This window comes from Pseudomonas peli, assembly GCF_050563605.1.
Classification (GTDB): domain Bacteria; phylum Pseudomonadota; class Gammaproteobacteria; order Pseudomonadales; family Pseudomonadaceae; genus Aquipseudomonas; species Aquipseudomonas peli_A.
In genome coordinates this window covers 18,784-41,664 of record NZ_JBNXUH010000005.1, presented here as the reverse complement: position 1 = coordinate 41,664, position 22,881 = coordinate 18,784, and the positions used below count along the sequence as shown (strand labels likewise).

24 protein-coding genes and 1 pseudogene are annotated in these 22,881 nt (G+C 59.8%); 6 read left to right on the top strand and 19 right to left on the bottom strand.

Going from position 1 to position 22,881, the window contains the following annotated elements; translation table 11 throughout:
- Nucleotides 1-182: 182 nt before the first annotated feature.
- Entirely contained in the window at nucleotides 183-896 is a 714-nt protein-coding gene (locus tag ACQ4LH_RS07250; protein ID WP_430696587.1) for a DUF4349 domain-containing protein, read from the top strand.
- A gap of 79 nt (nucleotides 897-975) precedes the next feature.
- Here the strand turns inward: ACQ4LH_RS07250 and ACQ4LH_RS07245 are convergent, their stop codons facing one another.
- The gene (locus ACQ4LH_RS07245) at nucleotides 976-1,344 is read right to left on the bottom strand and encodes a hypothetical protein (RefSeq protein WP_430696586.1); all 369 of its coding nucleotides are present in this window, start codon (nucleotides 1,342-1,344) and stop codon (nucleotides 976-978) included.
- 346 nt (nucleotides 1,345-1,690) lie between these two features.
- Between ACQ4LH_RS07245 and ACQ4LH_RS07240 the strand changes: the two genes are divergently transcribed.
- Nucleotides 1,691-2,803, top strand: coding sequence for a hypothetical protein (locus ACQ4LH_RS07240; RefSeq protein ID WP_430696584.1), 1,113 nt, complete (start codon nucleotides 1,691-1,693; stop codon nucleotides 2,801-2,803).
- 68 nt (nucleotides 2,804-2,871) lie between these two features.
- Here ACQ4LH_RS07240 and ACQ4LH_RS07235 read toward each other — a convergent pair.
- The 3 genes and pseudogenes from ACQ4LH_RS07235 to ACQ4LH_RS07225 form a co-directional block, all read right to left on the bottom strand.
- A pseudogene (locus tag ACQ4LH_RS07235) lies at nucleotides 2,872-4,077 on the bottom strand (type IV pilus assembly protein FimV); the annotation flags it as partial.
- A 326-nt stretch (nucleotides 4,078-4,403) separates the two neighbouring features.
- On the bottom strand, nucleotides 4,404-4,985 hold the full coding sequence (locus ACQ4LH_RS07230; RefSeq protein ID WP_430696583.1) for a DUF1415 domain-containing protein: 582 nt from the start codon (nucleotides 4,983-4,985) through the stop codon (nucleotides 4,404-4,406).
- 78 nt (nucleotides 4,986-5,063) lie between these two features.
- Nucleotides 5,064-5,789, bottom strand: a complete 726-nt coding sequence (locus ACQ4LH_RS07225) for an endonuclease (protein ID WP_430696582.1) — start codon at nucleotides 5,787-5,789, stop codon at nucleotides 5,064-5,066.
- Nucleotides 5,790-6,105: 316 nt separating this feature from the next.
- Here ACQ4LH_RS07225 and ACQ4LH_RS07220 point away from each other — a divergent pair, with 316 nt between their 5' ends.
- Nucleotides 6,106-6,816, top strand: a complete 711-nt coding sequence (locus ACQ4LH_RS07220) for a hypothetical protein (protein ID WP_430696771.1) — start codon at nucleotides 6,106-6,108, stop codon at nucleotides 6,814-6,816.
- Nucleotides 6,817-6,992: 176 nt separating this feature from the next.
- On the opposite strand, the gene ACQ4LH_RS07215 is transcribed toward ACQ4LH_RS07220, so the two are convergent.
- The 15 genes from ACQ4LH_RS07215 to ACQ4LH_RS07145 all read right to left on the bottom strand — a co-directional run bounded on the left by ACQ4LH_RS07215 (nucleotide 6,993) and on the right by ACQ4LH_RS07145 (nucleotide 18,769).
- Nucleotides 6,993-7,187, bottom strand: a complete 195-nt coding sequence (locus ACQ4LH_RS07215) for a hypothetical protein (RefSeq protein ID WP_430696581.1) — start codon at nucleotides 7,185-7,187, stop codon at nucleotides 6,993-6,995.
- Between the two features lie 34 nt (nucleotides 7,188-7,221).
- Nucleotides 7,222-7,944, bottom strand: coding sequence for a substrate-binding periplasmic protein (locus ACQ4LH_RS07210; protein WP_430696580.1), 723 nt, complete (start codon nucleotides 7,942-7,944; stop codon nucleotides 7,222-7,224).
- A 120-nt stretch (nucleotides 7,945-8,064) separates the two neighbouring features.
- The gene (locus ACQ4LH_RS07205; RefSeq protein ID WP_430696579.1) at nucleotides 8,065-8,667 is read right to left on the bottom strand and encodes a hypothetical protein; all 603 of its coding nucleotides are present in this window, start codon (nucleotides 8,665-8,667) and stop codon (nucleotides 8,065-8,067) included.
- A gap of 1 nt (nucleotide 8,668) precedes the next feature.
- Nucleotides 8,669-9,031: a response regulator gene (locus ACQ4LH_RS07200; protein WP_430696578.1), complete on the bottom strand. Its 363-nt coding sequence runs from the start codon at nucleotides 9,029-9,031 to the stop codon at nucleotides 8,669-8,671.
- A 7-nt stretch (nucleotides 9,032-9,038) separates the two neighbouring features.
- Nucleotides 9,039-10,622, bottom strand: a complete 1,584-nt coding sequence (locus tag ACQ4LH_RS07195) for a GGDEF domain-containing protein (protein WP_430696577.1) — start codon at nucleotides 10,620-10,622, stop codon at nucleotides 9,039-9,041.
- Nucleotides 10,615-11,142 carry a molybdopterin-dependent oxidoreductase gene (locus ACQ4LH_RS07190; RefSeq protein ID WP_430696576.1) on the bottom strand — a complete coding sequence of 176 codons (528 nt, stop codon included), beginning with the start codon at nucleotides 11,140-11,142 and terminating at the stop codon, nucleotides 10,615-10,617. Before ACQ4LH_RS07190 ends, ACQ4LH_RS07195 begins: the two co-directional genes overlap by 8 nt.
- A gap of 285 nt (nucleotides 11,143-11,427) precedes the next feature.
- Nucleotides 11,428-11,769 (bottom strand): zinc ribbon domain-containing protein YjdM, encoded by a 342-nt coding sequence (locus ACQ4LH_RS07185; RefSeq protein ID WP_304868413.1) that lies wholly within the window; start codon nucleotides 11,767-11,769, stop codon nucleotides 11,428-11,430.
- Nucleotides 11,770-11,834: 65 nt separating this feature from the next.
- Complete coding sequence (locus ACQ4LH_RS07180) at nucleotides 11,835-12,329, bottom strand: LEA type 2 family protein (RefSeq protein ID WP_430696575.1); 495 nt, start codon at nucleotides 12,327-12,329, stop codon at nucleotides 11,835-11,837.
- A 151-nt stretch (nucleotides 12,330-12,480) separates the two neighbouring features.
- Nucleotides 12,481-13,275: an outer membrane protein OmpK gene (locus tag ACQ4LH_RS07175; protein WP_430696574.1), complete on the bottom strand. Its 795-nt coding sequence runs from the start codon at nucleotides 13,273-13,275 to the stop codon at nucleotides 12,481-12,483.
- A 238-nt stretch (nucleotides 13,276-13,513) separates the two neighbouring features.
- Nucleotides 13,514-14,461 (bottom strand): MurR/RpiR family transcriptional regulator, encoded by a 948-nt coding sequence (locus ACQ4LH_RS07170; RefSeq protein ID WP_430696572.1) that lies wholly within the window; start codon nucleotides 14,459-14,461, stop codon nucleotides 13,514-13,516.
- Between the two features lie 130 nt (nucleotides 14,462-14,591).
- Nucleotides 14,592-15,359 (bottom strand): ABC transporter ATP-binding protein, encoded by a 768-nt coding sequence (locus tag ACQ4LH_RS07165; protein ID WP_430696571.1) that lies wholly within the window; start codon nucleotides 15,357-15,359, stop codon nucleotides 14,592-14,594.
- A 20-nt stretch (nucleotides 15,360-15,379) separates the two neighbouring features.
- Entirely contained in the window at nucleotides 15,380-16,492 is a 1,113-nt protein-coding gene (locus ACQ4LH_RS07160; protein ID WP_430696570.1) for a succinylglutamate desuccinylase/aspartoacylase family protein, read from the bottom strand.
- A 9-nt stretch (nucleotides 16,493-16,501) separates the two neighbouring features.
- A complete protein-coding gene (locus ACQ4LH_RS07155) occupies nucleotides 16,502-17,197 on the bottom strand; it encodes an ABC transporter permease (protein WP_430696569.1) in 696 nt (231 codons plus the stop codon).
- Between the two features lie 15 nt (nucleotides 17,198-17,212).
- Nucleotides 17,213-17,902: an ABC transporter permease gene (locus ACQ4LH_RS07150; protein ID WP_430696568.1), complete on the bottom strand. Its 690-nt coding sequence runs from the start codon at nucleotides 17,900-17,902 to the stop codon at nucleotides 17,213-17,215.
- 90 nt (nucleotides 17,903-17,992) lie between these two features.
- A complete protein-coding gene (locus tag ACQ4LH_RS07145; RefSeq protein ID WP_430696567.1) occupies nucleotides 17,993-18,769 on the bottom strand; it encodes an ABC transporter substrate-binding protein in 777 nt (258 codons plus the stop codon).
- Between the two features lie 509 nt (nucleotides 18,770-19,278).
- Between ACQ4LH_RS07145 and ACQ4LH_RS07140 the strand changes: the two genes are divergently transcribed.
- The 3 genes from ACQ4LH_RS07140 (at nucleotide 19,279) to ACQ4LH_RS07130 (ending at nucleotide 22,801) form a co-directional block, all read left to right on the top strand.
- The gene (locus ACQ4LH_RS07140) at nucleotides 19,279-21,048 is read left to right on the top strand and encodes a cyanophycinase (RefSeq protein ID WP_430696566.1); all 1,770 of its coding nucleotides are present in this window, start codon (nucleotides 19,279-19,281) and stop codon (nucleotides 21,046-21,048) included.
- A gap of 67 nt (nucleotides 21,049-21,115) precedes the next feature.
- Nucleotides 21,116-21,439 (top strand): hypothetical protein, encoded by a 324-nt coding sequence (locus ACQ4LH_RS07135; RefSeq protein WP_430696565.1) that lies wholly within the window; start codon nucleotides 21,116-21,118, stop codon nucleotides 21,437-21,439.
- 78 nt (nucleotides 21,440-21,517) lie between these two features.
- Entirely contained in the window at nucleotides 21,518-22,801 is a 1,284-nt protein-coding gene (locus tag ACQ4LH_RS07130) for an OprD family porin (RefSeq protein WP_430696564.1), read from the top strand.
- Nucleotides 22,802-22,881 lie beyond the last annotated feature (80 nt).

Sequence of the window (22,881 nt, the reverse complement as noted above, 5' to 3'; positions counted from 1 at the left end):
CCCAATAAAAAGCCCCGCAATTGCGGGGCTTTTTCTATCGGCGATAGCCATGGCCGTGCGCAAACCGTATCGCCAATAGCTGGGTGAGTTAACAGGGCGCATCTGTTGCGCATGACGGTGCTCTATCCCGCCCCGTATGATCGCCGGCTTGTTTACTGCGCTGGCCAGAGAGGGCCTTACGGATGAAGCGATATCTGCGTCAATGGAAGTTCTGGGTGCTCTGCGTGCTGTTGGGTTGCGTGCTGGGCTGCGCTTCGCGCGGTGGTGATTATCCGGGTGGGGCGGCTGCTTCCGCTGAAGCATCAGTGCCGGGTACGCAGTTGCAGGGCAAGGCGGCTGGGCGGTTACTGGTATGGACCGCCAGTTTTACCCTGGAGGTTGTCGATCTCGACAAGGCTAAGGCTCAGCTCACCGAGCGCATGCTGGCGTTGGGTGGGTATGTTGAGGAAACCAGTGATTACGGTGATGACAGCCAGAGCCTGGTTTACCGTGTGCCCAAGGATGCCTTCGAGACGGCTTTGGGGAGTGTTGAGCAAAGCGGCAATGTGCTGAGGCGGCATGTCAAAGGTGAGGATGTCACCGAGCAGTACGTCGACGTGGAGACACGTCTGAACAATAACCGTGCACTGCGTGATCGCCTCAAGGATCTACTCGCCAAGGCCAGGGATGTGAAAGACATCCTGCAGATCGAAAGTGAACTCAACCGCGTGCAGTCGGAGATTGATTCGATGGACGCGCGCATGCGCATCCTCAAGGATCAGATCCAGATGTCCACCCTGACCGTTGAACTGCGCCAGCAGGTGCCTGCCAAGCCCGCCACTATCTACGGGCCGCTTGGCTATCTGTACAAGGGTGCTGAGTGGTTTGTCACCAAGCTGTTCATCATCCGCGAGTGATTTTTGCTGCGAGAGTAATGTGGCGTAACTAGCCCCGTAGATGATCCAGAAAAAGCCCCGCAATAGCGGGGCTTTTTGTTTACCAGCGATATCCATGTCCATGTCCATGGCCGCGCCCGTCGTGCCGACGGTGTTTGTGGCCATGCCAGCGTTTGTGGCGCGGCCGTTCTTGCACGTAATACACCGGGGCTGGTTGGTAATAGACCGGCTGACGTTCGTAGTACACCCGTTGTGGCGGGTAATAGGCCGGGGGCGGCGGGTAGTACTCGCGCGGTGGCGGGGCGTAGACCTGTACGGGGCGGCTTTGGCTGACGATAACGCCGCCAATCACCGCGCCCACAACGGCTCCGGCAATCGCTGCGTCACGGTTGGAGGCCTGCGCTGGGGCCTGGGCAAACAGTACCAGGCTGGCCACCAGGCCGGTGATAAGGGGGATACGCGACAGCATGATCGAAACTCCTCTGCAAACCGGTCTTTCCCGGCTTGTAGTTTCGACACTGGGTGTTGCACGGCATTGCAGGGAGGAATGTAAAGCCTGTGTAAAACAGGGCGGCGGTGGAGGCGGGCCAAAAGCAGTGCAAACAGGCCAAAACGGCACTGTCTGTTTATGTCTGGCTGGGAAGGACAGTTTTGATCAGAAGGCAGTTCGGTTGTGTGGGAGAAAGAAATATTTGGCAGTATCGGCAGGCTGGCGGAGCAAAAAACAATTCAATCCGCCGCCTTTGCTTCTGTACTTCAGCCTCAGGCCTGGAGGCTGAAGCGAAGAGGATTTTTCCTCAATAAAGGAGTCGCTTATGTTGAGCCGCAAAGGATTTCTGCTTGTCGCAGCTGCTGGGCTGTTGGCCTGTCATGCTCAGGCCGCTGATGTCACGGTCAAGCTTGGCAGTACCGAGCGCGTCACCCGTTTGTTTGCCTATCCCAATAACTGCAATGTGATCTGCTATCGCGACTGGACGCTGGAGCAGACCGCCGAGCACTACCTGCGCCAGAGCTTGCAACGTGATGGTTACGACACCGCCAAGGTCAGCGTGCACCGCGAGCAGCAAGACCTCTATGCCAAATTCACCGAAGTGCCTGAGGGCTACGGTAAACCGCTTGAGCAACTGCTGAAGACCGGAGAGCTGGCCTACGCCGGCGCCAAGCTGCTCAACAAGGACGGTAAGTGGCAATACAACTGGTCGTTGTTCCTGCCGCTGGGCATGGCGCTGGATAACCGCAAGAGCGTTGAGCTGTTGCACTTTCCACCGGATTACTCGCTAACCCAGGCGCAGGACTATCTAGAGTCGAGCACCACAAACCGCTGGGCTGACCTACTTACTCAGAACGGAATCAGTGCGGCGCAGACACCGGCCTTCCAGACCATTATAGACATTGCCCCCATTGCCGCGCCTGCCAACGCCGGCAGCGCGCTTGAGGGGGTTTACAGCTACTTCAACGCCTACCAGACGCAGATGGTTATGCAGTTGACCGCGGGTGAAGGCGGCCAAGCGCTGCCAATGGTGGCCTTTGGCAGCCCGGTGCGCAGCTGGGTTAAACAGCAATATGGGGTTTCTGTCGATGTGCTCGGTCTGGCGCAGATCAGCCCTGCTGCTGGGCAGAAAGTTGCCGTGCTCGGCGCCAATCACCCCAGCTACATCTGGTATGCCGCTGACCCGGAAAACTATGACGGCGATCAGCAGAAAGCCGATGCTGCGGGCCTGAAAGTCATGGGGCAGGATCTCAGCGCCGCCTGCTGGCAGGCACGTATGGGCGAACAACCGAATCAGGACGCGAGCCCGGTGCTGAGTGCTTGCAGCGAGAAATGGCAGGTTACTGACAAGCTACAAACCTGCGAGCTGTTCTACACCTCGGTGCGCAACCTGGCGCCCGAAGCCGCGCAGGCCAAGTGCACCCCAGCTAGCAGCTAAGTAGCTCGGCCAAAGCCCATTGCTATGGGCTTTGGCCGCTATCGGGCCGTTAACGACGCTTAAGGAATAGCCGGTGTTGCAGCGCCAACTGTACCTTCTGGCGCGCCTGGTGCTACCGCTGGCGCCTGGTTTTGCGCGGCCAGATGAGCCTGTAGTTGGGCCATCTGATCGTTTTTCAATTGGATCAGGCGCTGCAGTTTGTCGAGTTGACTCTGCAGATCGGCAATACGGCTTTTCAGTTCAGCGTTTTCACGATTGGTCGAATCGAGGCTTTCCTGGGTCACGGCCAACTGATCAAGCAGGGCCTTGTTACCTGCGCTGCCTTTGTCACTGCCTGCGCCCGCCTTGTCGCTGCCATCTGCAACCAGTTTCAGGTTGTCGCTGCGTTCAATTGTGGCCGGTACAGCGGCTGCGTTGCTGCGCTTGCTGGCATCCAGCTGACGGGCGCTGGCGGCAACACTGCGGCCTTCACGCCAGGCTGCGGTTTGCTCGTTAACCTGAGCGATGGCGGCGCTTGGCGAGCGGCTGTTGATTTGTTGTTGATTGGGTAGGCGCAGCACTTGGCCGCTTTTCATGCGGTTGATGTTGTTGTCGATAAAGGCCTGCGGATTCAGCTCCTGGATCGCCAGCATGGCCTGATGCACGCTGCCGTCAGCCCGCGCACGGTTGGCAATGTCCCAGAGATTGTCGTTGGCGGTGGTTTTGTACTCATTGCCTTGCAGCGGCTTGGCCGCCGGAGCAGTTGATGATGCTGGAGCCGCCGACTGAGCCGCAGCTGTGGCCGGGCGCGCTGCCGGCAACTGTGCGCGTGGCGCGGAAGACGCAGCGGTTACCGGCTGTTGTATTGCAACAGGGGTAACGCTTTGCGCGGTATAGAGCGGTGGGTCCAGCAGCAGGGTGTATTCACGCTGCAAACGGCCATTTGGCCAGAGCACTTCCACCAGGAAGTTCAGGTAGGGCTCACGCATCGGCTTGCTGGAGGTCACCCGAATGACGCTTTTGCCATTTGGTTTGAGCACCGGGGTGAATTTCAGGTCAGTCAGGAAGAACTGACGGTCAACGCCGGCCTTGTTGAAGGCTTCAGGGGACGCTAAGCGCGGTATCACTTCATCGGCAGACAGATCACGGCCTTCCACCAGCTCAATCTCAGCCACCAATGGCTGATTGAGCTCTGATTGAAGCGTCACTTCACCCAGCCCTAGCGCGTGCGCCATGCCGGATGACAGCGCCGAAGCCGCTGCGATTGCCAGCACCAGTTTACGAACCCGAGCCATAGCGTTATCCCTTGTTTTATCTGTGTCTTGACCAGCGAGAGGGTCGTGAGCGTTGTTGCCGTCTGCCCGCAGAGATGAGCGCACTCGGCAATCAACTCGGCCAGTATTGGCAGCTTCGAAAGAGCTGGGGATTTTATGGAGTTGCGCCGATTAATTGTGTTGATCAGCTTGCAAATCTTTCAAGGTTCTTGCTGAGAACTGCGGCTAATAGCGTCCATTCGTCGGGTACGCAGCATCCGCACGCTCATTCGAATGGGCGTGGGTACTGAGCTGGGTAGGTACGTTTTCGTGCCGTCAGGTGTTTCTGGCAGCCCCGCGTTTGCGGCTTAGCTGTTTTGTGCGTCTTTGCGGCACTGCGCCTGCAGGGCAGCCCAGCCTTCGGCGCCGAGATCTTCCAAGGTCTGGATATTGGCTTCGAAGATCGCCTCTGGGTCGGGGAAGGCGGCTACAGCGCGGTCGATGCTGGCTTCGCGCAGGATATGCAGGGTCGGGTAGGGCGAGCGGTTGGTGGCGTTGCTGACATCATTGACGCCGGTGTCGGCAAACTGGAACTGCGGGTGGAAGCTGGCCACTTGCAGAATTCCGGCATAGCCGAGCTCGTCGAGGGTGTCGTCGGCCACGGCAAGGAAGTCGTTGAAGTCGAGAAAGTCTGTGAGCGCGGTGGGGTGAATCAGCAGGGTGGTGTCGGTTTCGCTTGGCTCGCAGTTGGCCAGGTGGTGCAGCTCATCGATCAGCATGGCGAGCAGTTCTTCCGGCTCGGCGCTGGCGCACACCACATAGCGCACTTGCCCTTTGACCTGCACGACCTTGGCGAACGGGCAGAGGTTCAGGCCGATCACTGCGCGATCAACCCAGGCGCGGGTTTCGGCAATGGCGTGGGCTGCGCTCGGGGTGGCGGTGCTGGACATAGGGCAATACTCGGGCTGGCGTGGCGTGAAGTTTAGCGTTAATAGCGGCGGTAGGGTTCGTGGTGCGGTTGCCCGCGCTTAGCCGCTGTTGCGTGGCGGATTACCGGCGCGGCGCAACGGGCTGCAGCGGCCGAGGTCGATGGCGCCGACATAGGGGTTGCCGTGGCCCATCACGCAGCCGACCTGCTGATTGCGCCAGCGCTCCCATTCGCTGATCGGGTATTGGCGATTCCAGGCTTCGTAGGTGCGGCGGTCGAGCTTGGACAGGCGCAGCTGGTAGCGCTCAGCCATATATAGATAGATGCGCGCTGCCGGGCCGCGAGCGTGGGCCGGCGGCATGGCGGTTTTCGCCTTGAAGTTGACCACCATCGGGCAGCTTCCGTACTGCGTGGGCTTGTCGCTGAGCATGCCGAGGGCGTAGTTGGAGCGGTCGCCGTTTACCTCGCCGATGCTTGGCACCAGGTTGTGCAGATCGGCTTCGGCGGCTTTGAACGTGGCGTCTGTGCGGGTGCAGTTCTTGCGGCCGCCGTTCTGCCAGCACTGACGCTGATGGCCAATCACCCAGGCCGGCACCACATGCTCCCATTCCAGACGCTGGGCGCGGCGCAGCTGTTTGCGCGGGCTGTAGCCGCAGCTATTGAGGTCGACACGGTTACCGCTGTAGGCGCATTGGCAATAGAAGGTATTGGGTCGTTCGGCATACAACCGCCAGGCGATTTTCTTGGCGGCGCTGAAGGTTTTCGGAGCATCGGCAAAAGCGGGCAGGGCAACTAACAGGCAAAACAGGACAAGCAGACGCGGCATGGGGCACTCGGCAGCCAAAAAGCTGCGGATCATACCGATTAAAGCGCTCTGCGACGGGCCTTTTGACGATGCGCTGATAAGCGGTTGCCAACCTTTTACGCATGACGTGGTCTGTTGGCAGTCCACCTGAGCTTATGCAGCTAGGTGCTTGATTGTGCTGAAAGTCATGTATTCAGGAGGAAAACTGGCCAATCTGGATTTTGTTGCTAGCGTTACCCCATCACACCGCAGCGGACGACCTCCTCTGATGAGCACTGTGCAGCGTTGGCAACGGCTGAAAATGGGCCCCGCCTGGTCGGGCGGCAGTGCCGTGGCAATGCGCTTGTCGGTGCTGTTTTTGCTGTTGCTGGCTGTCAGTGGCTGCTCAACTCGGCAGGACCATCAGACCATTATCAGCAATCGCAGTGAGATCAAGCCCACCGAGTTCTTCCAGAGCCACGCCGACCGCATGGCCACGCTCGGCATGCGTAACAACCTAAATAGCCTCTACCGCTTGATGGACAAGCTGTACCTGCGCAACCCGCGTGAGTGGCGCAAAACCGGCCTGGCTGATGTGGAGTCCGCCAAGCGTGCGGTACACCGCGCCATCGAGCTGGATCAGCCGCTGCCGCAACTGGGTGGGCGTACCGATGTCGCCGCTCTCGGCTATGCCTTGAGCGCCGAATACCAAGGCGACCGGGTGGGAGCGTTTATCTATTCACTGGCGAGCATGCTGATTACCGCCCACGGCGGGCGTACCGAGTACTACCTGAGCGATACACTGAACCCGCAGTTTATCCACAACGCTGCGCGTAATTTCGAGAAGGCCAGCTGGATGCTCGCCCAGCGTACGGATGCCGGCGGCAAGCCCTGGCTGCTGTCCAACGAGATTTCCGCCGAGGGGCATAACCTCAGCTATGCCGTGGAGTTCGGCAAGATAGTCGCGCGGCTGGATCTACTCACCGATGTGCTGGATGAGCGCTACCGGCGTATGGGCGTGAGTTATGCCCAGGGTTTGCTTTTTTTGAACTTCCTACCGGTGCAATAAGAACCTATTTACGGTCTGTTGCGCGTCGGCTCTGCTGCGTTAAAAACAGGCTCGGATGCTCATGCACAGCTCGTACACTCCACTTCCTCGCCGTTTTGACCAGCCGAAGGCTGTTACTACGTAGCGCCTTGCAGGGCTCTAGCTCACAAGACCGTAAACAGCTTCTACGCCTCCATTTAATAGCCTTCTTCCAAGCGCTTATTGCTCTGCGCATTGGCCGCTTCGATCTGCTGTTTCAGCTGTTCGGTCTGCTGCTGCAGCTTTGCCGCCTGTTCGGCTTGCAGGCTGGCGGTTGCGGCGGTTTCACCGAGGCCGCAGGCGCTCAGGGTGAGGGTGGTTGATAGCAGCAATAACGCAAGGGCGGCGCGCATAGTGGCTCCTAGGCAAATAGATAAAGGACGCGGCTTAGTGCCAGCGCTTGTGAATGCTATCCAGAGTGCCAGCCTGTCTTAAACGCTCCAGTGCTGCCGAGAACTGTTTGGCACGGACGCTATCGCCCTTGGCGAAGGCCACATAACGCGGCATTTCCACCAGCGGTTTAGGCAGGATGCGTACGTTTTGCTCTGCGCGTTGCTCGCGCACGAAATACATCAGCTGCACCCGATCGCCGACTATCACATCAATGCGTCCGGCCAGCAGCATCGACACCAGTTGGCGTGGGTTCTGCGCGCTGGTATCGCGCGACAGCTCGGCCTTGTCGAAGTCCGACTGATAGGCATAACCGCGCACCTGGCCAATGGTGTAGGGCGACAGATCGTCGAGTTCGGCCCAGTCGGTGAGGGTGGTTTTACGCGAGGTCATAAATACCGTGGAACCGGTACGAATCGGCCCGACCAGCTCGTATTGCTGCATACGCTCAGGGGTGCCGGCGAACTGAAAGGCCATGGCCACTTCGCTGCGGTCGATCATCCGTTTGACTCGTTCCCAGGGGTACAGGCGCAGGCTGTAGGGAATCTTGGCCTCCTGCATAACGGCCTCCACCAACTCGACATCCAGCCCGCGCGGCTGGTCATCCTCGATGGTGACGAAGCTGTAAGGCGCAAATTGCTCATCGCCCACCACTTTCCATGTCTCGGCCTCTACAGCCCAGGGCAGTAGCAGCGTCAGGCACAGCGCAACAATACGCATGAGGTCCTCCAGGCGGGTGCCTCGAACGAGCGATTTGCTCTGTATTGATGCTAGCCAATTACGCGGCAGATGATGCTGGCGATGCGCTGTTTTAAGCGTCTTTATGTAACCGTCTGGCCGTTAACCCAGCGTGGCAATAAAGCGGTTTACCGCCTGTAGCAGGTCTTCATAGGAGGTCGAGTTCATCACGAAGACTACGAAGCCTTCGATATCCTGCTTTTTCAGCTCGAAGCGGATATGAATCAGCATTACCACATGGTTCTGCACCCGGGTGCCGAGTACTTTGCGGGTGTCGCCGGAGTCGACCGTGGGCATGCTGCATTCGAAGGGGGTATTGGTCAGTTCGGAGAGCGAGGCCAGGCAGGCGTTGAGCACCACGTTGCCGACTTCCAGCAGGGCGTCGCGTTGAATCTGCAGCAGTTCGGTGCCGGGTGGCACGTCGCCGATCAGCATTTTGACCATCTCCAGGCTCTTGTCCTCGGGGAAGATCAGCAGGGCATTGCCGGAGAACATGCCTTGGAATGGCTGGCGGATGCAGTACATCGAGGCGCTTTTCTTGCCGAGGTGGTCGGTCACTTCGCTGACCGTGACAAAGTGCAGCTCGGGCACGCACAGCAGCACTTCATCCTGGAGCATTTCGCTCATGGCGGCAGCAGCGCGGCCTATGCCGATGTTGAACATCTCGCAGAGCACATCCGTTTGCAGTGTCGATAGTTTGAGCATGTCACTGTCCCAACGCTTGCAAGAGCGCTGGCCCCTTGTCGGCGGTTATCGGTTTGGCCAGAAAGGACAGGCCAAGGGCTTGGATCTGGGCCTGGATCGCCGACTGGATATTGGCTGTAAGCATGACAATCTTGATGTTCGGGTATTCCTGACGAATTACGGTCGCGGCTTCCAGGCCGCTGATGCCGGGCATGTTCAGGTCCATGCTGATCAGGTCGATGGGGTGCTGTCGGCAGATGTCGATCGCCGCCTGGCCGCTGGCGGCTTCAAACACGGTCCAGCTGGGTTGCAGGTTGGCGAGGATGCTCTTGGTCATCATGCGCGAGACCATGCTGTCATCCACGATCAGAAAGTTTTTTGCCATAGCGTTATCAAATCTCCACGCGATTGCGGCCAGCCATTTTTGCCTGATAAAGCGCTTTATCCGCCGTTATCAATATCTGCTCCAGCGTAGCGTTCTGTTGCGCATTGAACACGGCAGCACCAATCGAGATGGTCATCTGCAGGTTTCCGGTCGCGCTGGTTATCGCTGTACTGGCAACAGCCTGGCGCAGCCGTTCGGCGCTTTCCAGGGCCTGTTGCTGATCGGTGTGCGGCAACAATACGGCAAACTCTTCACCGCCCATGCGGCCGATGATATCGGCTTCGCGCAGGGTGTCGCGCAAGGTCTGGCTCAGGCTGCAGATGGCTTCATCGCCCACTGCGTGGCCATGGGTGTCGTTGATCTGCTTGAAGTGGTCGATATCGATCATCAGCACACTGCACGGATGTTCGTAACGTTTGCAGCCGTCCAGCACCTGTTCGCCGAGTTTGTAGAACGCGCGCCGGTTGTACAGCTTGGTCAGTGAGTCGGTATTGGCCTGGGTTTCCAGCAGGTTGAGCAGCGTGCGGTGCTCGCTGATATCGAAGCCCCAGAGCAGGTGGGCGAGCTTGCCTTCGATCTCTACCAGCTTGGCCGACAGCGAGCTCCAATAGGGCTTGTGCGGCATGATCTGGGCTTCCCAGTTATCGACACGGCCGTACTGATCCAGCTCTTCGAGAAACGCCTCACCTTGCTCCGTGTCGACCAGCAGGTTTTTCAGAAACAGCTGCGGTGGTGGGGCGCTGAGTTCCAGCTTGTCGAGCAGGGTTTTGTTGATAAACAGCACATCGCCGGTTTCGGCATTTACCAAAGCCGCCTCGCTGGGGCTGGCATCGAGAATAAACATCAGCAGCGCCTTGCTCTCGGCCAGTTGGCGGGTGCGGCGGTTGACACGCATTTCCAGGCGTTTGTTCAGCGATTCGAGGTGGCTGGACAGGCGCTTCATGATTTGCCGGTCCCAGATCAGCTTGATCACCAGAGCCGTGATGCCGACTAGCAGGGCCACCAGAATCCACCCAAGCAAGGCGAACTGTTCGTAGTGGCTGATACGCGCCTGGTCCTGTGCATTGGTGCTGGCGATATGCACGGCGAGCACCACATGGCGCAGGCCCTCGGCAAGCTCGTCGTTGTGCTCGACGACCTCCTGGATTACCTGGGCCGGGTCGGCGCTGTTGGCCAGCCGATAACTCCAGGACTCAATGCGCTCGCTGAGCACATTCAGGGTTTGCTGAGCCTGCGGCAGGGTGTGCAGGATGGTTTTTGATACTTTCGGCGCGAACTCGGCGGGCTTGAGCAGGCTGGCCAATACATCCAGGCGCACCTCCAGTTCGTCTCGTGCATCCTGCGGTGTTTGAGCTGTGCTGGCTTGGCGGGCAACCCGGCCTAGGTTGTGCAGTTCCAGCGCGGTATTGGTGACATACCACAGATCATGATTTTGCTGGGGTTTGGCCAGGGCGTGCATTTCCAGCTGGGTAATGCGCAATGCAAAGAGCGTGGCTGCAGCCATCAGAATAACGGCCAGCAGCAATACTTCAGTCAGCCAACTGTCCCGCGCCGGCCGTTTGAATAATCTGTTTAGATAAGACTTATTCAATATGGATTTCATTGATCTGCCAGACTGACCTGTTTATATAAACTTGTTGGCCAAGTTTCTTAAATTTATTGAATGGATAGATCAAGATAAAAGGGCCCTTTTCGCGGATGGTCAAGTTCTGCCCGTCGCGCCGATAAGCCAGGATGGGATTGAACTGTTCGGCATCGCTGATCGGCAGGGTTGCGTAATAACCGTTCAGTGCCTGCAGGCGAATCGATTGGCCGCTGCTGTCGCTCAGCTTGAGCAGGTCCTGCAGGCTGATGCCTTGCCAGCTGTGGCTGCCTTGGATGCCGAAAGTCTCCGGCAACTCCAGGGTCAAGGTGCTCTGCGGCAGGGCGTCAAGGTCTTCAAGGTTGAGGCGGGTTTGCCGTGCAACGCCTTGACCATCGACCCAGTGCAGGGCCAGTAAGGTTTTGCTGCGGGTGGGTTCTGGGCCTTGAGTCGCGCTGGCGCTAATTGAATAAAGCAACGATAGGAAGGTGGTGATAGCGATATGTTGAAGAATGGATCGCACACTCATTGTTGAATCTACCTTGGGCTATAGCACCACTGTTTAATTGTTGAACTTAGATTTCCAATCTTTATGTAGTTGTTGTGGGAAACAACCAAGCTAATTGTCCCGCGCCTTGGCATTCCGGCTCGCTATTGTAGCCAGAAGGGTAGCCCAAGATTGCAAAGCAGGTAGTTCGACTAGGTTGTCGGTAATACTGGGTAGTGCGCTGCTAGGTAGTTTTACGGGCGCGCGGGCGGCGCATAAAAAAGCCCCAGCATGCAGGCCGGGGCTCTTTTGTTGCGGGTGCTGCGCTCAGACTTTGCGCACGAACTCGGATTTCAGCTTCATCGCGCCGATGCCGTCGATCTTGCAGTCGATATCGTGGTCGCCGTCGCACAGGCGGATGCCTTTGACCTTGGTGCCGACCTTGACCACCAGGGATGAGCCTTTGACTTTCAGGTCCTTGATTACGGTGACGGTGTCGCCGTCCTGCAGCACGTTGCCCACCGAATCCTTGATCACCTTGGCGTCATCTGCCGCGTCGCTCGCGCCAGTGGCCGACCATTCGTGGGCACACTCCGGGCAGACCAGCTGTGCGCCGTCTTCGTAGGTGTATTCGGAGTTGCATTTGGGGCAGGGCGGCAACGTGCTCACGGCGGGTCCTTGATGGGTCGATAAGAAAAGGCCGCATATTGTATAGGGTTTTATCGGCTTTGGTTTTACTGGGCTGCGTTTGGCGCTGGCAGTTGCGGCCAGTTCAGCGTGCCGCGGTCATTGAAGCGCCAGGTGCTGAATAGGCCGTTGGCCAGTTTGCCGCGCAATTCATAGGGCAGGCCCCGGCCGTCCTGATAGCCGGCCATGCCCCAGGCCTGGCGCAGCGCCGCGTAGGCGGAAAGGCTGACCGGTATGCGCAAAACGCTCTCGCCATAACGTGGCACCTGGCCGCTCTGGTTGCTGACGCCACTGAGCAGCGGTTGCTGGTTGACCTTCAGTTCCAGGTCTACGCCGTCGAAGTCGATGGCCTGGTTATTGGGGTTCTGTATCCGCAGTTTGATCGCGAAGCGCGCTTCCAGGCCTTCGCCGGGCAGCGGTTCGATACCGACCAGCTCGATGCGCAATGGGTCGCGCGGGGCCAGGGTGCTGCATGCAGCCAGGGCGAGCAGCAGGCTGACAAGCAGGGCGCGGGCGAATGTGCGGTGAAGGGCGTTAGGCATGCTGGGTTTCCACTGCTGAATAATTACAGAGTAGAAGACCCCGAGAGCGGGGCGATTACGCCGCAGCTGGGCAAATTAGCGCGAGAAAGGTTGTTGCAGGAGATGCCCGCCAGCCTGCAATCACAGGTGCTGGCGGGGTTTCAGCGCAGTATCAGAAGTGCACTTTTACCAGCAGGCTGGCGGTGTTCTGGTCGGTACCCTGGAGGATTTCATCGCCGAGGAAGCTGTCGTCGTCGATGCCGTACTTGTCCTTCCAGTAGTCGTACTCAAAGCCCACATACAGCTGCTTCTCGCCCCAGTTCATGGCCTTACCCAGGTCGTACTTGATCTGCGGGTTGAAGTGCAGGTTTGCGTGGTAGCTCTTGTCGTTGTCCACCACCCAGTCCATAAAGCCGTCGATAACGATGTCGGATTTGCCCACTGGGATGGTGTAACTCCACACCGGGGTGATCTGCCAGACATTATCGCCGTCGCGCTTGCCATCTGTAGTTCGGTTGTAGAAGTTCAGCGAGAAGTAGTCGAAGCCGGGAATTGCCAGGTCGAAGCCCGGGCCGATCAGGTAGGACTCGACATCGTCTTCGCCAAACTCGTAGGTGGTGGCCAGCAGTACATCTTTGATCGGGCCGAATTCCAGTTTGCTGTTGAACAGCTTGCCGAACGACAGACGTGGCGAGAACTCGCCGTAGAAGGTGTGGCCGTCGCCTGCGCCATTGGTGGCGTCGGTGTTGTACTTGATGGTGTCGACGAAGAAGAACAGGTCGCCGATAGCCCAGCCACTGGCGTGCTCGAAGGTCACGGTCTGCTGGATTTCCGGGTCGATCTTGTAATCCTGGCCATAGAGGTAGGTCAGGCTGTTGTTCTGCCAGTGCAGCAGGTCACCCGCTACGGCCTGGCCGCCCGCCAGCAGCCCGCCCGCCAGGACCAGAGAGGAAAGAGTACGGTTCATCGAGTGGTGCTCCCCAAAGTGCTGAATTATCGTTTTAAACCTGTCTGAGTGGTCAGGCTGTCGAGGCTTGAGCAAGAACAAGGCCAAGTCCTGCATTTGCCCACGACGCAGCCACTAGAGCGCTGCGGGCGCGCACTCTAGTGGTTTCCAGGGGAATGTAAATACGCTGTATGCACTGATAACTGACCGGCTGGACAGTTTCGGCGTTAAGTTGGTGCGCCTGCCCGAGTGTTGGCGGTTAGCTCTGCCGCGGCGTGGTGCTGGTGCGGCGCTTGATCGGCTTGCGCACCGGCTTGTCGCTGCCCGCTACATGCAGGTAGGACATCACGCTTTCGGTCAGCTCGGCGGCCAGCTGCACCGCTTCCTTGTTACGCGCCATCACGCCGGCAACCAAGCCTTCGATCAGCGCCAGCACCGAGGTGTTGGAACTGATCAGCACCGGGTGATCGGCTGGGGCAAACAGCGCGTGTTTGGCGATGGTGGTCAGCGGCGAGGCGGGCGAGTCGGTGATCGCCAGCACGGTCGCGCCGCGTTCGCTGGCAAAGCGCGACAGCTGCAGGGTGTCGAGGGAGTAGCGCGGCAGGGAGATCGACAGCAGCACGTCATGTTCGGTGATGGCCGCCAGGCGGTAGGCGGCGTTTTCGTTGCCGCCTTCCATGCTCACCGCCGTGGCATCGGCGCAGAACGGCACCAGGTTGGCGGCTGCCAGGCCGGCCATATAGGCGCTGTTGCCGAAGCCGAGGATGTAGATCTTGCGGGCCTGGATCAGGCAGCTGACAAAGGCTTCGAAGGTGTCCGCGCTGTTATTGGCCCCAGCGGTGGCCAGGTTGCTGCTGGCGATCTGCACCTGCTCGTGCAGGCCGAAGGCGCCGTCCGGACGATGCGCCAGTTCATTGCGCAGCTTGTCCACCGGCGACACCATCTGCTGCAAGGTGCTGACCAGTTCGGCTTTCAGCCCGGTATAACCGCCCAGATCGATGGCCTTGGCCAGGCGGTTGACGGCTGCCGCTGAGGTGGCGGTTTCCACCGCCATTTCCTCGATGGTCAGGGTCGCGGCTTTCAAAGGGTGGCGCAGGATAAAGTCGGCCACCTTGCGCAGCGAAGGCTGCAGGTGCGGGGCGATTTCCGCCAGTTTGCGCATCACCGGGGCGGCGTAGACGGTTACGTTCTTGGCAGAAGTCGGCATGGATGGGCTTTCAGCACGTTGAAGGATTGGGCGTACGCGCCGGGTCGGGGCGTGCCTGTAATTGCGGCTGAAGTGTATCCGAAGCCGACCGCGGCTGTGGCATTGCGCGCGGTCGGCCTGTAGGCGCCGTCTATTTAAGGCTACCAGCGAGAAACTGCTGCAAGCGTTCGGATTTGGGCTGGGCCAGCACCTCGCGCGGGCAGCCGCTTTCTTCGACGCGGCCTTGATGAAGGAACAGCAACTGGTTGGACACTTCGCGGGCAAAGCCCATTTCGTGGGTGACCACCACCATGGTGCGGCCTTCCTCGGCCAGGTCGCGCATGACCTTGAGCACCTCGCCGACCAGCTCCGGGTCCAGCGCCGAGGTAGGCTCATCAAACAGCATTACCTCAGGCTCCATCGCCAGGGCGCGGGCAATCGCTACGCGCTGCTGCTCACCGCCGCTCATATGCGCGGGATAGGCATCCTTGCGGTGCGCCACGCCAACTTTCGCCAGGTAGTGTTCGGCTTTCTCCCGGGCTTCTTTCTTATTCATGCCCAGTACATGCACCGGCGCTTCCATCACGTTGTCCAGGGCGCTCATATGCGACCAGAGGTTGAAGTGCTGAAAGACCATGGCCAGGCGTGAGCGCATGCGCTGTAGCTGCTTGCTATCGCTGGCCTTGAGTGCGCCGGTTGCTCGGCTCGGTTGCAGTTTCAGCTCTTCGTTATTCAGCAGGATGCGCCCGCTGTGCGGTTGCTCCAGCAGGTTGATGCAGCGCAGGAAGGTGCTCTTACCCGAGCCGCTGGAGCCGATGATGCTGGTGACATCGCCAGCCTTGGCGGTCAGGGACACGCCCTTGAGCACTTCATGGGTGCCATAGCGTTTGTGCAGGTTGTCGATTTGCAAGGTGTACATGGCGGCGGATTCTCTTGTTGTTAGTCGGTAAGCAGGCGGCCCTGGCGAATCGGGTGAGCGCCTGCGACCTTGGCCAGCCACAGGCCGGGCTGGGCATAGCGCAGGCGCTCGCGGGCGTAGAGGATTCCTGAGGTCGTGGCGTGTACTACTGAGTGCTGATCGCTTAGCGGGTCGATCACCTCGAACAACGGGTCGCCGAGCTTTACCCGCGCCCCCAGCGGTTGCAGAAAACTCACCACGCCGGGGTGCGGCGCGTAGGCGTACTGCGCGCCGGCAAAGGGCGTGGCTTCACAACAGGTGAACGGCGCGGCGGGCCAGTCGCCGCTGATCAGCCCTTGTTCGGCGAGAAAACCGAGAATGTCGTCGGCACTGTGTTGTGCCTGAATGCGGTCGGTATCGGCCATGCCGCGCAGCTCGATGGTAGTGGCCATACAGGCCAGCGGAATGTTGGCATCCGGATAGCGTTCGGCCAGGCGCAACCAGGGTACGGCGCAGGCTTCATCGAAGGAGTTGCCGCCGCTGTCTTCAGCCAGCAACACCGCGCCGGCGCGCAGACGCGCGGCCAATGGCTGCAGGTTGGGCCAATGCTGGGGCAGGGCGTAGAGCAGCATGATCGACTCGAAATCACAGTGCAGGTCGAGTACCAGATCGGCGTCGCAGGCTTGTCGCAGCAGCAGGCGGCGCAGGCCCTCCAGCTCCGATCTGGTGGATGGCAGCTCGGCAATGGCCTCGCGCATCAGGCGGCGAATCAACCTCACGTTGGCCTGCCCGTCGTCACCCAGGCGGCCTTCCAGCTGTGGCGCGATCAGCTCGGCCAGCGCAGGAAAATCGCGGTTGAAGTTCTGCCCGCTGGCCAGGTCGAAGCGGCCCTGATGGGTGGCCTGAAACATCTGTCCCAGGCCAATCGGGTTAGCTACGGGCACCAGTTCGATTACGCCATTGAGGCGGCCCTGCTGTTCCAGTTCGAGTAGCCGCTGTTTGAGTTCCACCGCCACGCGCATGCCGGGTAGCTCATCGGCATGCAGGGCGGCCTGGATATACGCCTTACGCGGGCCGCTGCCAAAACGAAACACCGAGAGCCGGCGTTCGGTGCCCGCGGTGCTCCAGGGCAGCAGGTGCTGAATATGTTCCATGGCGTTCCCTTAATTCTTGCGCGGGGCCAGGTGGGCCAGCCAGCGGCCTTCGGCCAGCTTGAACAGGCGCACCAGGATAAAAGTCAGCACCAGGTAGAACAGCCCAGCGGTGATAAAGGCCTCGAACGGCATGTAGTAGCGCGAGCTGACGGTGCGCGCCGCGCCGGTGATATCGATCAGGGTGACGATCGAGGCCAGCGACGTGGTGTGCAGCATCATGATCACTTCATTGCTGTACTGCGGCAGCGCCCGGCGCAAGGCCGACGGCAGGAGGATGCGCCGGTACAGGGTGAAGCGCGACATGCCCACGGCTCTGGCTGCTTCGATCTCGCCGTGGGGCGTGGCCTTAAGGCTGCCGGCGAGGATCTCCGCGCTGTAGGCGCTGGTGTTGATGGCAAATGCCAGGCAGGCGCAGAAGGTGGCGCTGGAGAAATACGGCCACAGCACGCTCTCCCGTACCGCCTCGAACTGCGCCAGGCCGTAATAAATGAGGAACAGCTGCACCAGCATTGGCGTACCGCGGATCACATAGGTGTAGAGCCAGGCCGGGCCGTTAAGCCAGGGCGCGCGCGACACGCGCAGCAGCGCCAATGGGATGGCCAGCGCCAGCCCCAGCGCGAGGGCGATAAACAGCAGTTTGAAGGTCACCAGTACGCCGCTGCCGTAGAGCGGCAGGCTGTCGGCAATCAGTTGGAAATCGAGCACGGTAGAAGGTCTCGCTTAGAGTTCGGCCAGGCGGGCGCCCACGGAATAGCGTTTTTCCAGCAGGCGCAGGGCCAGCAGGGACACGGTGGTGAGCAACAGGTACAGCGCGGCAACCGCGAGGAAAAAGGTGAAGGGTTCACGGGTGGCGTCGGCGGCGTTCTTGGCCTTGAACATCATGTCCTGCAGGCCCACCACGGATATCAGCGCGGTGGCCTTGGTCAGCACCAGCCAGTTGTTGGTAAAGCCGGGGATGGCGAAGCGGATCATCTGCGGCACCAGAATCCGCCAGAACACCTGCATGCCACTCATACCGTAGGCCGCACCGGCTTCGGCCTGACCTTTGGCGATGGCCATAAAGGCGCCGCGGAAGGTTTCCGAGAGGTAGGCGCCGAAGATAAAACCCATGGTGCAGACCCCGGCGATAAAGGGGTTGATGTCGATGTACTGCGGGTGACCGAGCAGCGGAGCCACGCGGTTTACCAGGTCCTGCCCGCCGTAGAAGATCAGCAGAATCAGCACCAGATCAGGAATGCCGCGAATAACCGTGGCGTAGCCTTCGCCGAGCAGTGCCAGCCATTTCAGCGGTGACAGGCGAAACGCTGCGCCAACCAGGCCCAGGGCGATTGCCAGGGTCATGGAAGTCAGGGCCAGACTGAGGGTCAGCCAGGCGCCCTCGAGAATGGTCGAGCCGTAGCCGTGGAGCATGATGGGGTTCCTCACGCAGAGGCCGAATGGCCTGCGCTACAACGAGAAAAAGGTGCCTCGCAATGGAGGCACCGTGCGCGTTAGCGGTACTTACTTGCCGTAGATATCGAACTCGAAGTACTTGGCCTGCACGTCCTGATAGGTGCCGTTGGCGCGGATTGCGTCGATAGCGGCGCTGATGCGGGCGGCGTTTTCGCTGTCGCCTTTGCGTACTGCGATGCCGGCACCGTTACCGAAGTATTTCGGGTCGTTGAAGTCCGGTCCGACCAGGGCGAAACCCTTGCCGGCTGGGGTTTTGATAAAGCCTTCATCGATATTGATGATGTCCGCCAGTGTGGCGTCCAAACGACCGGAAGCCAGGTCGAGGAAGGCTTCGTTCTGCGAGGCGTAGCGCACTACTTCAATGCCGGCTTTCTCAAATTGGTCGCTGGCGAAACGGTCGTAGGTGGAGGCGCGCTGCACGCCGACTTTCTTGCCTTTGAGGTCGACCAGCGGGTCCTTGATTTCGCTACCGGCCTTCATCGCCAGCTTGCCGGGTGTGTGGTAGTACTTTTTGCTGAAATCCACCGATTTCAGGCGGTCTTCGGTGATCGACATGGACGACAGCACGGCGTCGACCTTGCGTACTTTCAGCGAGGGTATCAGGCCATCGAATTCCTGCTCGACCCACTCACATTTGACCTTCATCTCCGCACACAGGGCGTTGCCGATGTCGTAGTCGAAACCACTGATCTTGCCGTCAGGGGTTTTGAAGGCGAAGGGCGGGTAGGCCGCCTCGATACCTATGCGCAGGTTGTCCTGGCTGGCGACACTGAATGTGCTGACGGCGCTGAGCGCCAGAGCGCCGAGAAGTGCGATCTTGTTCATCTTATTGACTCCTTGATGGGGCGTTTGGGTTTGCGCTGATCGTCATGCCTTCGCCTGCGATCAGCAGGTACTGCCTGCAGCAATGGCCTCGCCAGATGGCGCGGCGTACAACCTGAAGCCTTGTGGGCTTCTGTTCGTTTCGGCCGGGCTAGGTAGGCCTGGCCTGGGGTTTGAGTGCGAATAGGTGTGACATGTTTATTTTCATAAAGCTACTTATTAGAAATATTTGTGTCAAATGCGTTCTGTCGGATAAATGGCTCAAGCCGCTCTAGCGCGGCGGATCGCTGCTGGTGAAGATTTTTTTGGTGCCGCTGGAGCGGCTAGAAGTCAGCGCTAAAGGCTTGATCGGGTTTTCCTGTTGGTATATAAAATTTCACAAAGCGAGATTGTGAAAATTTAAATTCACAGCCGAAAAGCCAGGACTGGCGCGGTGTTTTACCTGCTGCAGGGAGGCGCTTACGGGACCGGAACACCGGCTCGCACGAGTTCTCATAACAAGAGCAATAAGAATGAAAAAGCAGCTGAACAAGCGCGTGGCGGTGGCCGCCCTGATCCTTTCCTGTGCAAGCTCTGCAGCCCTGGCTGAAGGTCATTTACTGGCCGTCGGCGGCATGTTGCGTGCGAGCAACTCGCCGGTGTACGCCAAGTTCATCGAACTGGCCGGTGGCCAGAAAGATGCGCGCATCGTGATCATGCCAACCGCCAGCGGTAGCCAGGGTTCGAGCAAGCGCTTTATGAGCGAGCTGGTGGCGTTGGGTATCCCGGCCGAGCGCATCAGCATCGTCGGCATCGACAAGAGCAACTACCAGACAACCATGAACGATGCGGCCGTGGTCAAGCCACTGGGCGAGGCCAGCGCGGTGTGGTTTGTCGGAGGCGATCAGGCGCGTATCGCTCGCGCGCTGTTCAATGCCGATGGCAGCCAGTCGCTGCTGATGCAGGAAGTGCGCAAGGTGTATGACAAGGGCGGCGTGGTCGCCGGTACCAGCGCGGGTGCCAGCATCCTCGGCGCGCAGATGCCCACCGCTTATGGCGTGGTCATGGATACCCTGGACTTCGGCGTGGCCAGCAAGGCCGACCAGCGCGGCGCGGCGGTGCTGAAAGGTTCGGGCCTGTTCAGCGGCGGCATCATCGATCAGCACCTCGACCAGATCGAGGAAACCAGTACCGGCCGCGCCGCGCGCATGGCTGCTTACCTCGCCGATCAGAAGTCCACACGCGGCTTCGGCCTGGATACCAACACCGCCATGTGGGTAAACCCCGAGGGCCAGGTGCAGGTGCTTGGCGAGGGCTACCTGACGGTGATGGACGCCAGCCAGGCCGAAAAGAAATTCGGTGTGTACGGCACCCAGTTGAGCAACGTGCGCCTGGCCATGCTCGGCAACGGCGACCGTTATGATCTGGCCAGCGGCAAGGTGCAGCCCGCCGAAGGCAAAGCCGCCATTGAGGCCGGTAACGAATACCTGGTGGGCAACCAGCTGATCACCGATCTGTCGGCCGTTTCGGCAATTGGCCGGGCGGTGCTCTATGGCCTGGCGGACAACACCGCGATGCGTCAGGTCGGCCTGATGACTCGCTACAACCCGCTCAACGGTTACCACTACGGCTACCGCTTCGAGTTCAGCAAAACCGCTGACTTCAGTGCCCATAGCCAGTTCTACGATTCGCTGACCAACTACAGCGTCAACGGTGTGCGCCTGGATATTCGCCCGGTCAACGCCAACCTCGGCGACCCGGCGAGCAGCGCACCGAAAGATGCTGACAACGGCGCAGCGGGCGATGCGATTCGCGCCGTGAGCTTCCGTGGACTGATGACCCTCAATGGGCAGAACGCCTTCGAGCCGCAACGGCCGATCAGCCGTCTGGAGCTGGCCAACGCCCTGCAGATGACCCTGGCCGCTGAGCCCAAGCTGGATGCGCTGCCCAAGCTCACGGACATCGGTGTGGATGATCCGATGCGCGATCAGCTCAACGCCGTGCTTTCCAATGGCTGGATGACCAGTGCTGATGCTTTTGCCGGTAACCAGCCGGTCACCCGTAAGGAATGGGCGCTGGCCTGCAAGTCACTGGTCGAGCGCTATCAGGGCATCAGTCTGGCGAAAACCGCCGCGCTGACGGATCTCGCTGGCGTCGATAAAGCCTTTGCCGACGCTGCCAGCCTGACGGTGGGCGAGGGCTGGTTGCAGGCCGAGAAGGGTCGCTTCAACCCGGATGCTCCGGTCAGCCGAGCCGAAGTGGCACAGACCCTGGCCAAGGTCAGTGGCTTGCTCAAGCTCTGAGCTAAACCGCCAAGCGCCGCGCTTATCCGCGGCGCCCCAATCACCGATGAAGAGCGTGAGTCCCTGTATGCAACTGAGCAGGCTGGAATCCTTCGCCCTGGAAAAACTCCTGCAGCCGGCGCAATGCGCCGAGTTGGCTGCCGTGCAGCCAGCGCTGCAGGTGTTGCAGCGGGTGCAAACCAGCGCCGGCTTCTACTCGATTATCCAGCTGCCGACCGGTATCGCGGCGCTGCCGCAGAACCACGAGCTGGAGTGGCCGTTCAAGCTCAAGCGCCTGAAAGCTAAAGGTTATTTCGTTTGCTGGGCGGAGTCGTCAGCGACCCTGTGCCTGGAGGCGGTGATCAGCAAGGGCGTGTGTCCGCCCGAGCTGTCGCTGGAGCAGTTTGCCTAGCGGCAGTGCTGGAAGGAATGCGTCGCTGCCTGGCGACGGATTTTCAAGATGTTCAATAAAAAACCAATGGAGTAAGCCATGAACGTTGTAAAACTGAGCCTGATCGCCCTGGCAGTTGCCGCGGCCAGCTCGCAACTGGCAGTCGCCGGCGAGCAGCAAGAGTCCAAGGGCTTTATTGCCGACAGCACGCTGAACCTGCTCAATCGCAATTTCTGGATGCACCGCGATTACCGTAACTCCACACGTAATATTCGCGATGAGTGGGCCCACGGCATCCAGGCGCATTACGTGTCCGGCTTTACCCAGGGCACCGTCGGCTTCGGTGTCGATGCCCATGGTTATGGCGGCATCAAGCTTGATGGCGGGCGCGGCAGCGTTGGCAACGGCATCATGCCGGTGGACGGCGATGGCCGCATCGAAGACAACACCGGCGAGCTGGGCGGCGCGGTCAAGCTGCGGGTTTCCTCCACTGTGTTGAAGTTCGGTGAGCAGCGTCCGACCGCACCGGTTTTCGCCACCGGCGACTCGCGCCTGCTGCCGGAAACCGCCACCGGTTTCCAGCTGTCGAGCAGTGAGTTCGATGCGCTCTCCCTCGAAGCGGGCTATTTCACCGCAATCAATCGCCGCAACTCGAGCAACTCCGATGGTGAACTGACCAGCGAATATGCGGAAGTCGAAGCACGCAGCGTCGATTTCGTCGGCGGCACCTACAACTTCACCGACAACCTCAGTGTGGCGCTCTACGGTAGCGAAGCCGAAGACATCTGGCGTCAGTACTTCGCCAACGTCTACTACACCATCCCGCTGGCTGACGATCAGGCGCTGAACTTCGACCTGGTGGCCTACAAGACCGATGACCAGGGTGATGCCCTGGCAGGTGAGCTGGATACCCTGACCTACTCGCTGAAAGCCGCCTACAGCTTCGGCGCGCACAAGCTCAGCCTGGCGTACCAGAAGGTCAACGGCGACGAGTTCTTCGACTACATCGGTGGTGACTCGATCTGGCTGGCCAACTCCGTGCAGTACTCCGACTTCAACGCCCCCAACGAGCGTTCCGTGCAGGTGCGTTACGACCTGAACATGGCGACCTTCGGCGTACCGGGCCTGAGCTTTATGGCGCGTTACATCAAGGGTGATGACATCGACGGCACCAAGGCCGATCCGAATGGCGCCTTCGCCGGCTGGGCGGGCGATGACGAGAAGCATTGGGAACGCGATCTGGAAGCCAAGTACGTGGTGCAGTCCGGTGCCGCCAAGGACCTGTCCCTGCGCCTGCGTCAGGCCACCCATCGCTCCACCGCATTTGACAGCGACCTCGACGAAGTACGCCTGATCGTCGAGTACCCGCTGAGCATTCTGTAAGGCAGTCGCCGGCCGTTCATGCTGGTGAAGCGGCCGGTTGGTTATTCAAGGTCAGCTCCCATTGCTCCTTTGGCCTTAAG

Coding starts and splice junctions, on each gene's coding strand:
- ACQ4LH_RS07210 (WP_430696580.1), bottom strand. CDS start 7,944: ATGCGTATTGTTGCGCTGTGCCTGACGCTGCTACTGCCCTGGGCTGTA.
- ACQ4LH_RS07130 (WP_430696564.1), top strand. CDS start 21,518: ATGAACGTTGTAAAACTGAGCCTGATCGCCCTGGCAGTTGCCGCGGCC.
- ACQ4LH_RS07165 (WP_430696571.1), bottom strand. CDS start 15,359: ATGTACACCTTGCAAATCGACAACCTGCACAAACGCTATGGCACCCAT.
- ACQ4LH_RS07190 (WP_430696576.1), bottom strand. CDS start 11,142: ATGAGTGTGCGATCCATTCTTCAACATATCGCTATCACCACCTTCCTA.
- ACQ4LH_RS07175 (WP_430696574.1), bottom strand. CDS start 13,275: ATGAACCGTACTCTTTCCTCTCTGGTCCTGGCGGGCGGGCTGCTGGCG.
- ACQ4LH_RS07200 (WP_430696578.1), bottom strand. CDS start 9,031: ATGGCAAAAAACTTTCTGATCGTGGATGACAGCATGGTCTCGCGCATG.
- ACQ4LH_RS07240 (WP_430696584.1), top strand. CDS start 1,691: ATGTTGAGCCGCAAAGGATTTCTGCTTGTCGCAGCTGCTGGGCTGTTG.
- ACQ4LH_RS07135 (WP_430696565.1), top strand. CDS start 21,116: ATGCAACTGAGCAGGCTGGAATCCTTCGCCCTGGAAAAACTCCTGCAG.
- ACQ4LH_RS07245 (WP_430696586.1), bottom strand. CDS start 1,344: ATGCTGTCGCGTATCCCCCTTATCACCGGCCTGGTGGCCAGCCTGGTA.
- ACQ4LH_RS07250 (WP_430696587.1), top strand. CDS start 183: ATGAAGCGATATCTGCGTCAATGGAAGTTCTGGGTGCTCTGCGTGCTG.
- ACQ4LH_RS07205 (WP_430696579.1), bottom strand. CDS start 8,667: ATGCTCAAACTATCGACACTGCAAACGGATGTGCTCTGCGAGATGTTC.
- ACQ4LH_RS07180 (WP_430696575.1), bottom strand. CDS start 12,329: ATGCCTAACGCCCTTCACCGCACATTCGCCCGCGCCCTGCTTGTCAGC.
- ACQ4LH_RS07230 (WP_430696583.1), bottom strand. CDS start 4,985: ATGTCCAGCACCGCCACCCCGAGCGCAGCCCACGCCATTGCCGAAACC.
- ACQ4LH_RS07160 (WP_430696570.1), bottom strand. CDS start 16,492: ATGGAACATATTCAGCACCTGCTGCCCTGGAGCACCGCGGGCACCGAA.
- ACQ4LH_RS07145 (WP_430696567.1), bottom strand. CDS start 18,769: ATGAACAAGATCGCACTTCTCGGCGCTCTGGCGCTCAGCGCCGTCAGC.
- ACQ4LH_RS07150 (WP_430696568.1), bottom strand. CDS start 17,902: ATGCTCCACGGCTACGGCTCGACCATTCTCGAGGGCGCCTGGCTGACC.
- ACQ4LH_RS07220 (WP_430696771.1), top strand. CDS start 6,106: ATGCGCTTGTCGGTGCTGTTTTTGCTGTTGCTGGCTGTCAGTGGCTGC.
- ACQ4LH_RS07140 (WP_430696566.1), top strand. CDS start 19,279: ATGAAAAAGCAGCTGAACAAGCGCGTGGCGGTGGCCGCCCTGATCCTT.
- ACQ4LH_RS07215 (WP_430696581.1), bottom strand. CDS start 7,187: ATGCGCGCCGCCCTTGCGTTATTGCTGCTATCAACCACCCTCACCCTG.
- ACQ4LH_RS07170 (WP_430696572.1), bottom strand. CDS start 14,461: ATGCCGACTTCTGCCAAGAACGTAACCGTCTACGCCGCCCCGGTGATG.
- ACQ4LH_RS07225 (WP_430696582.1), bottom strand. CDS start 5,789: ATGCCGCGTCTGCTTGTCCTGTTTTGCCTGTTAGTTGCCCTGCCCGCT.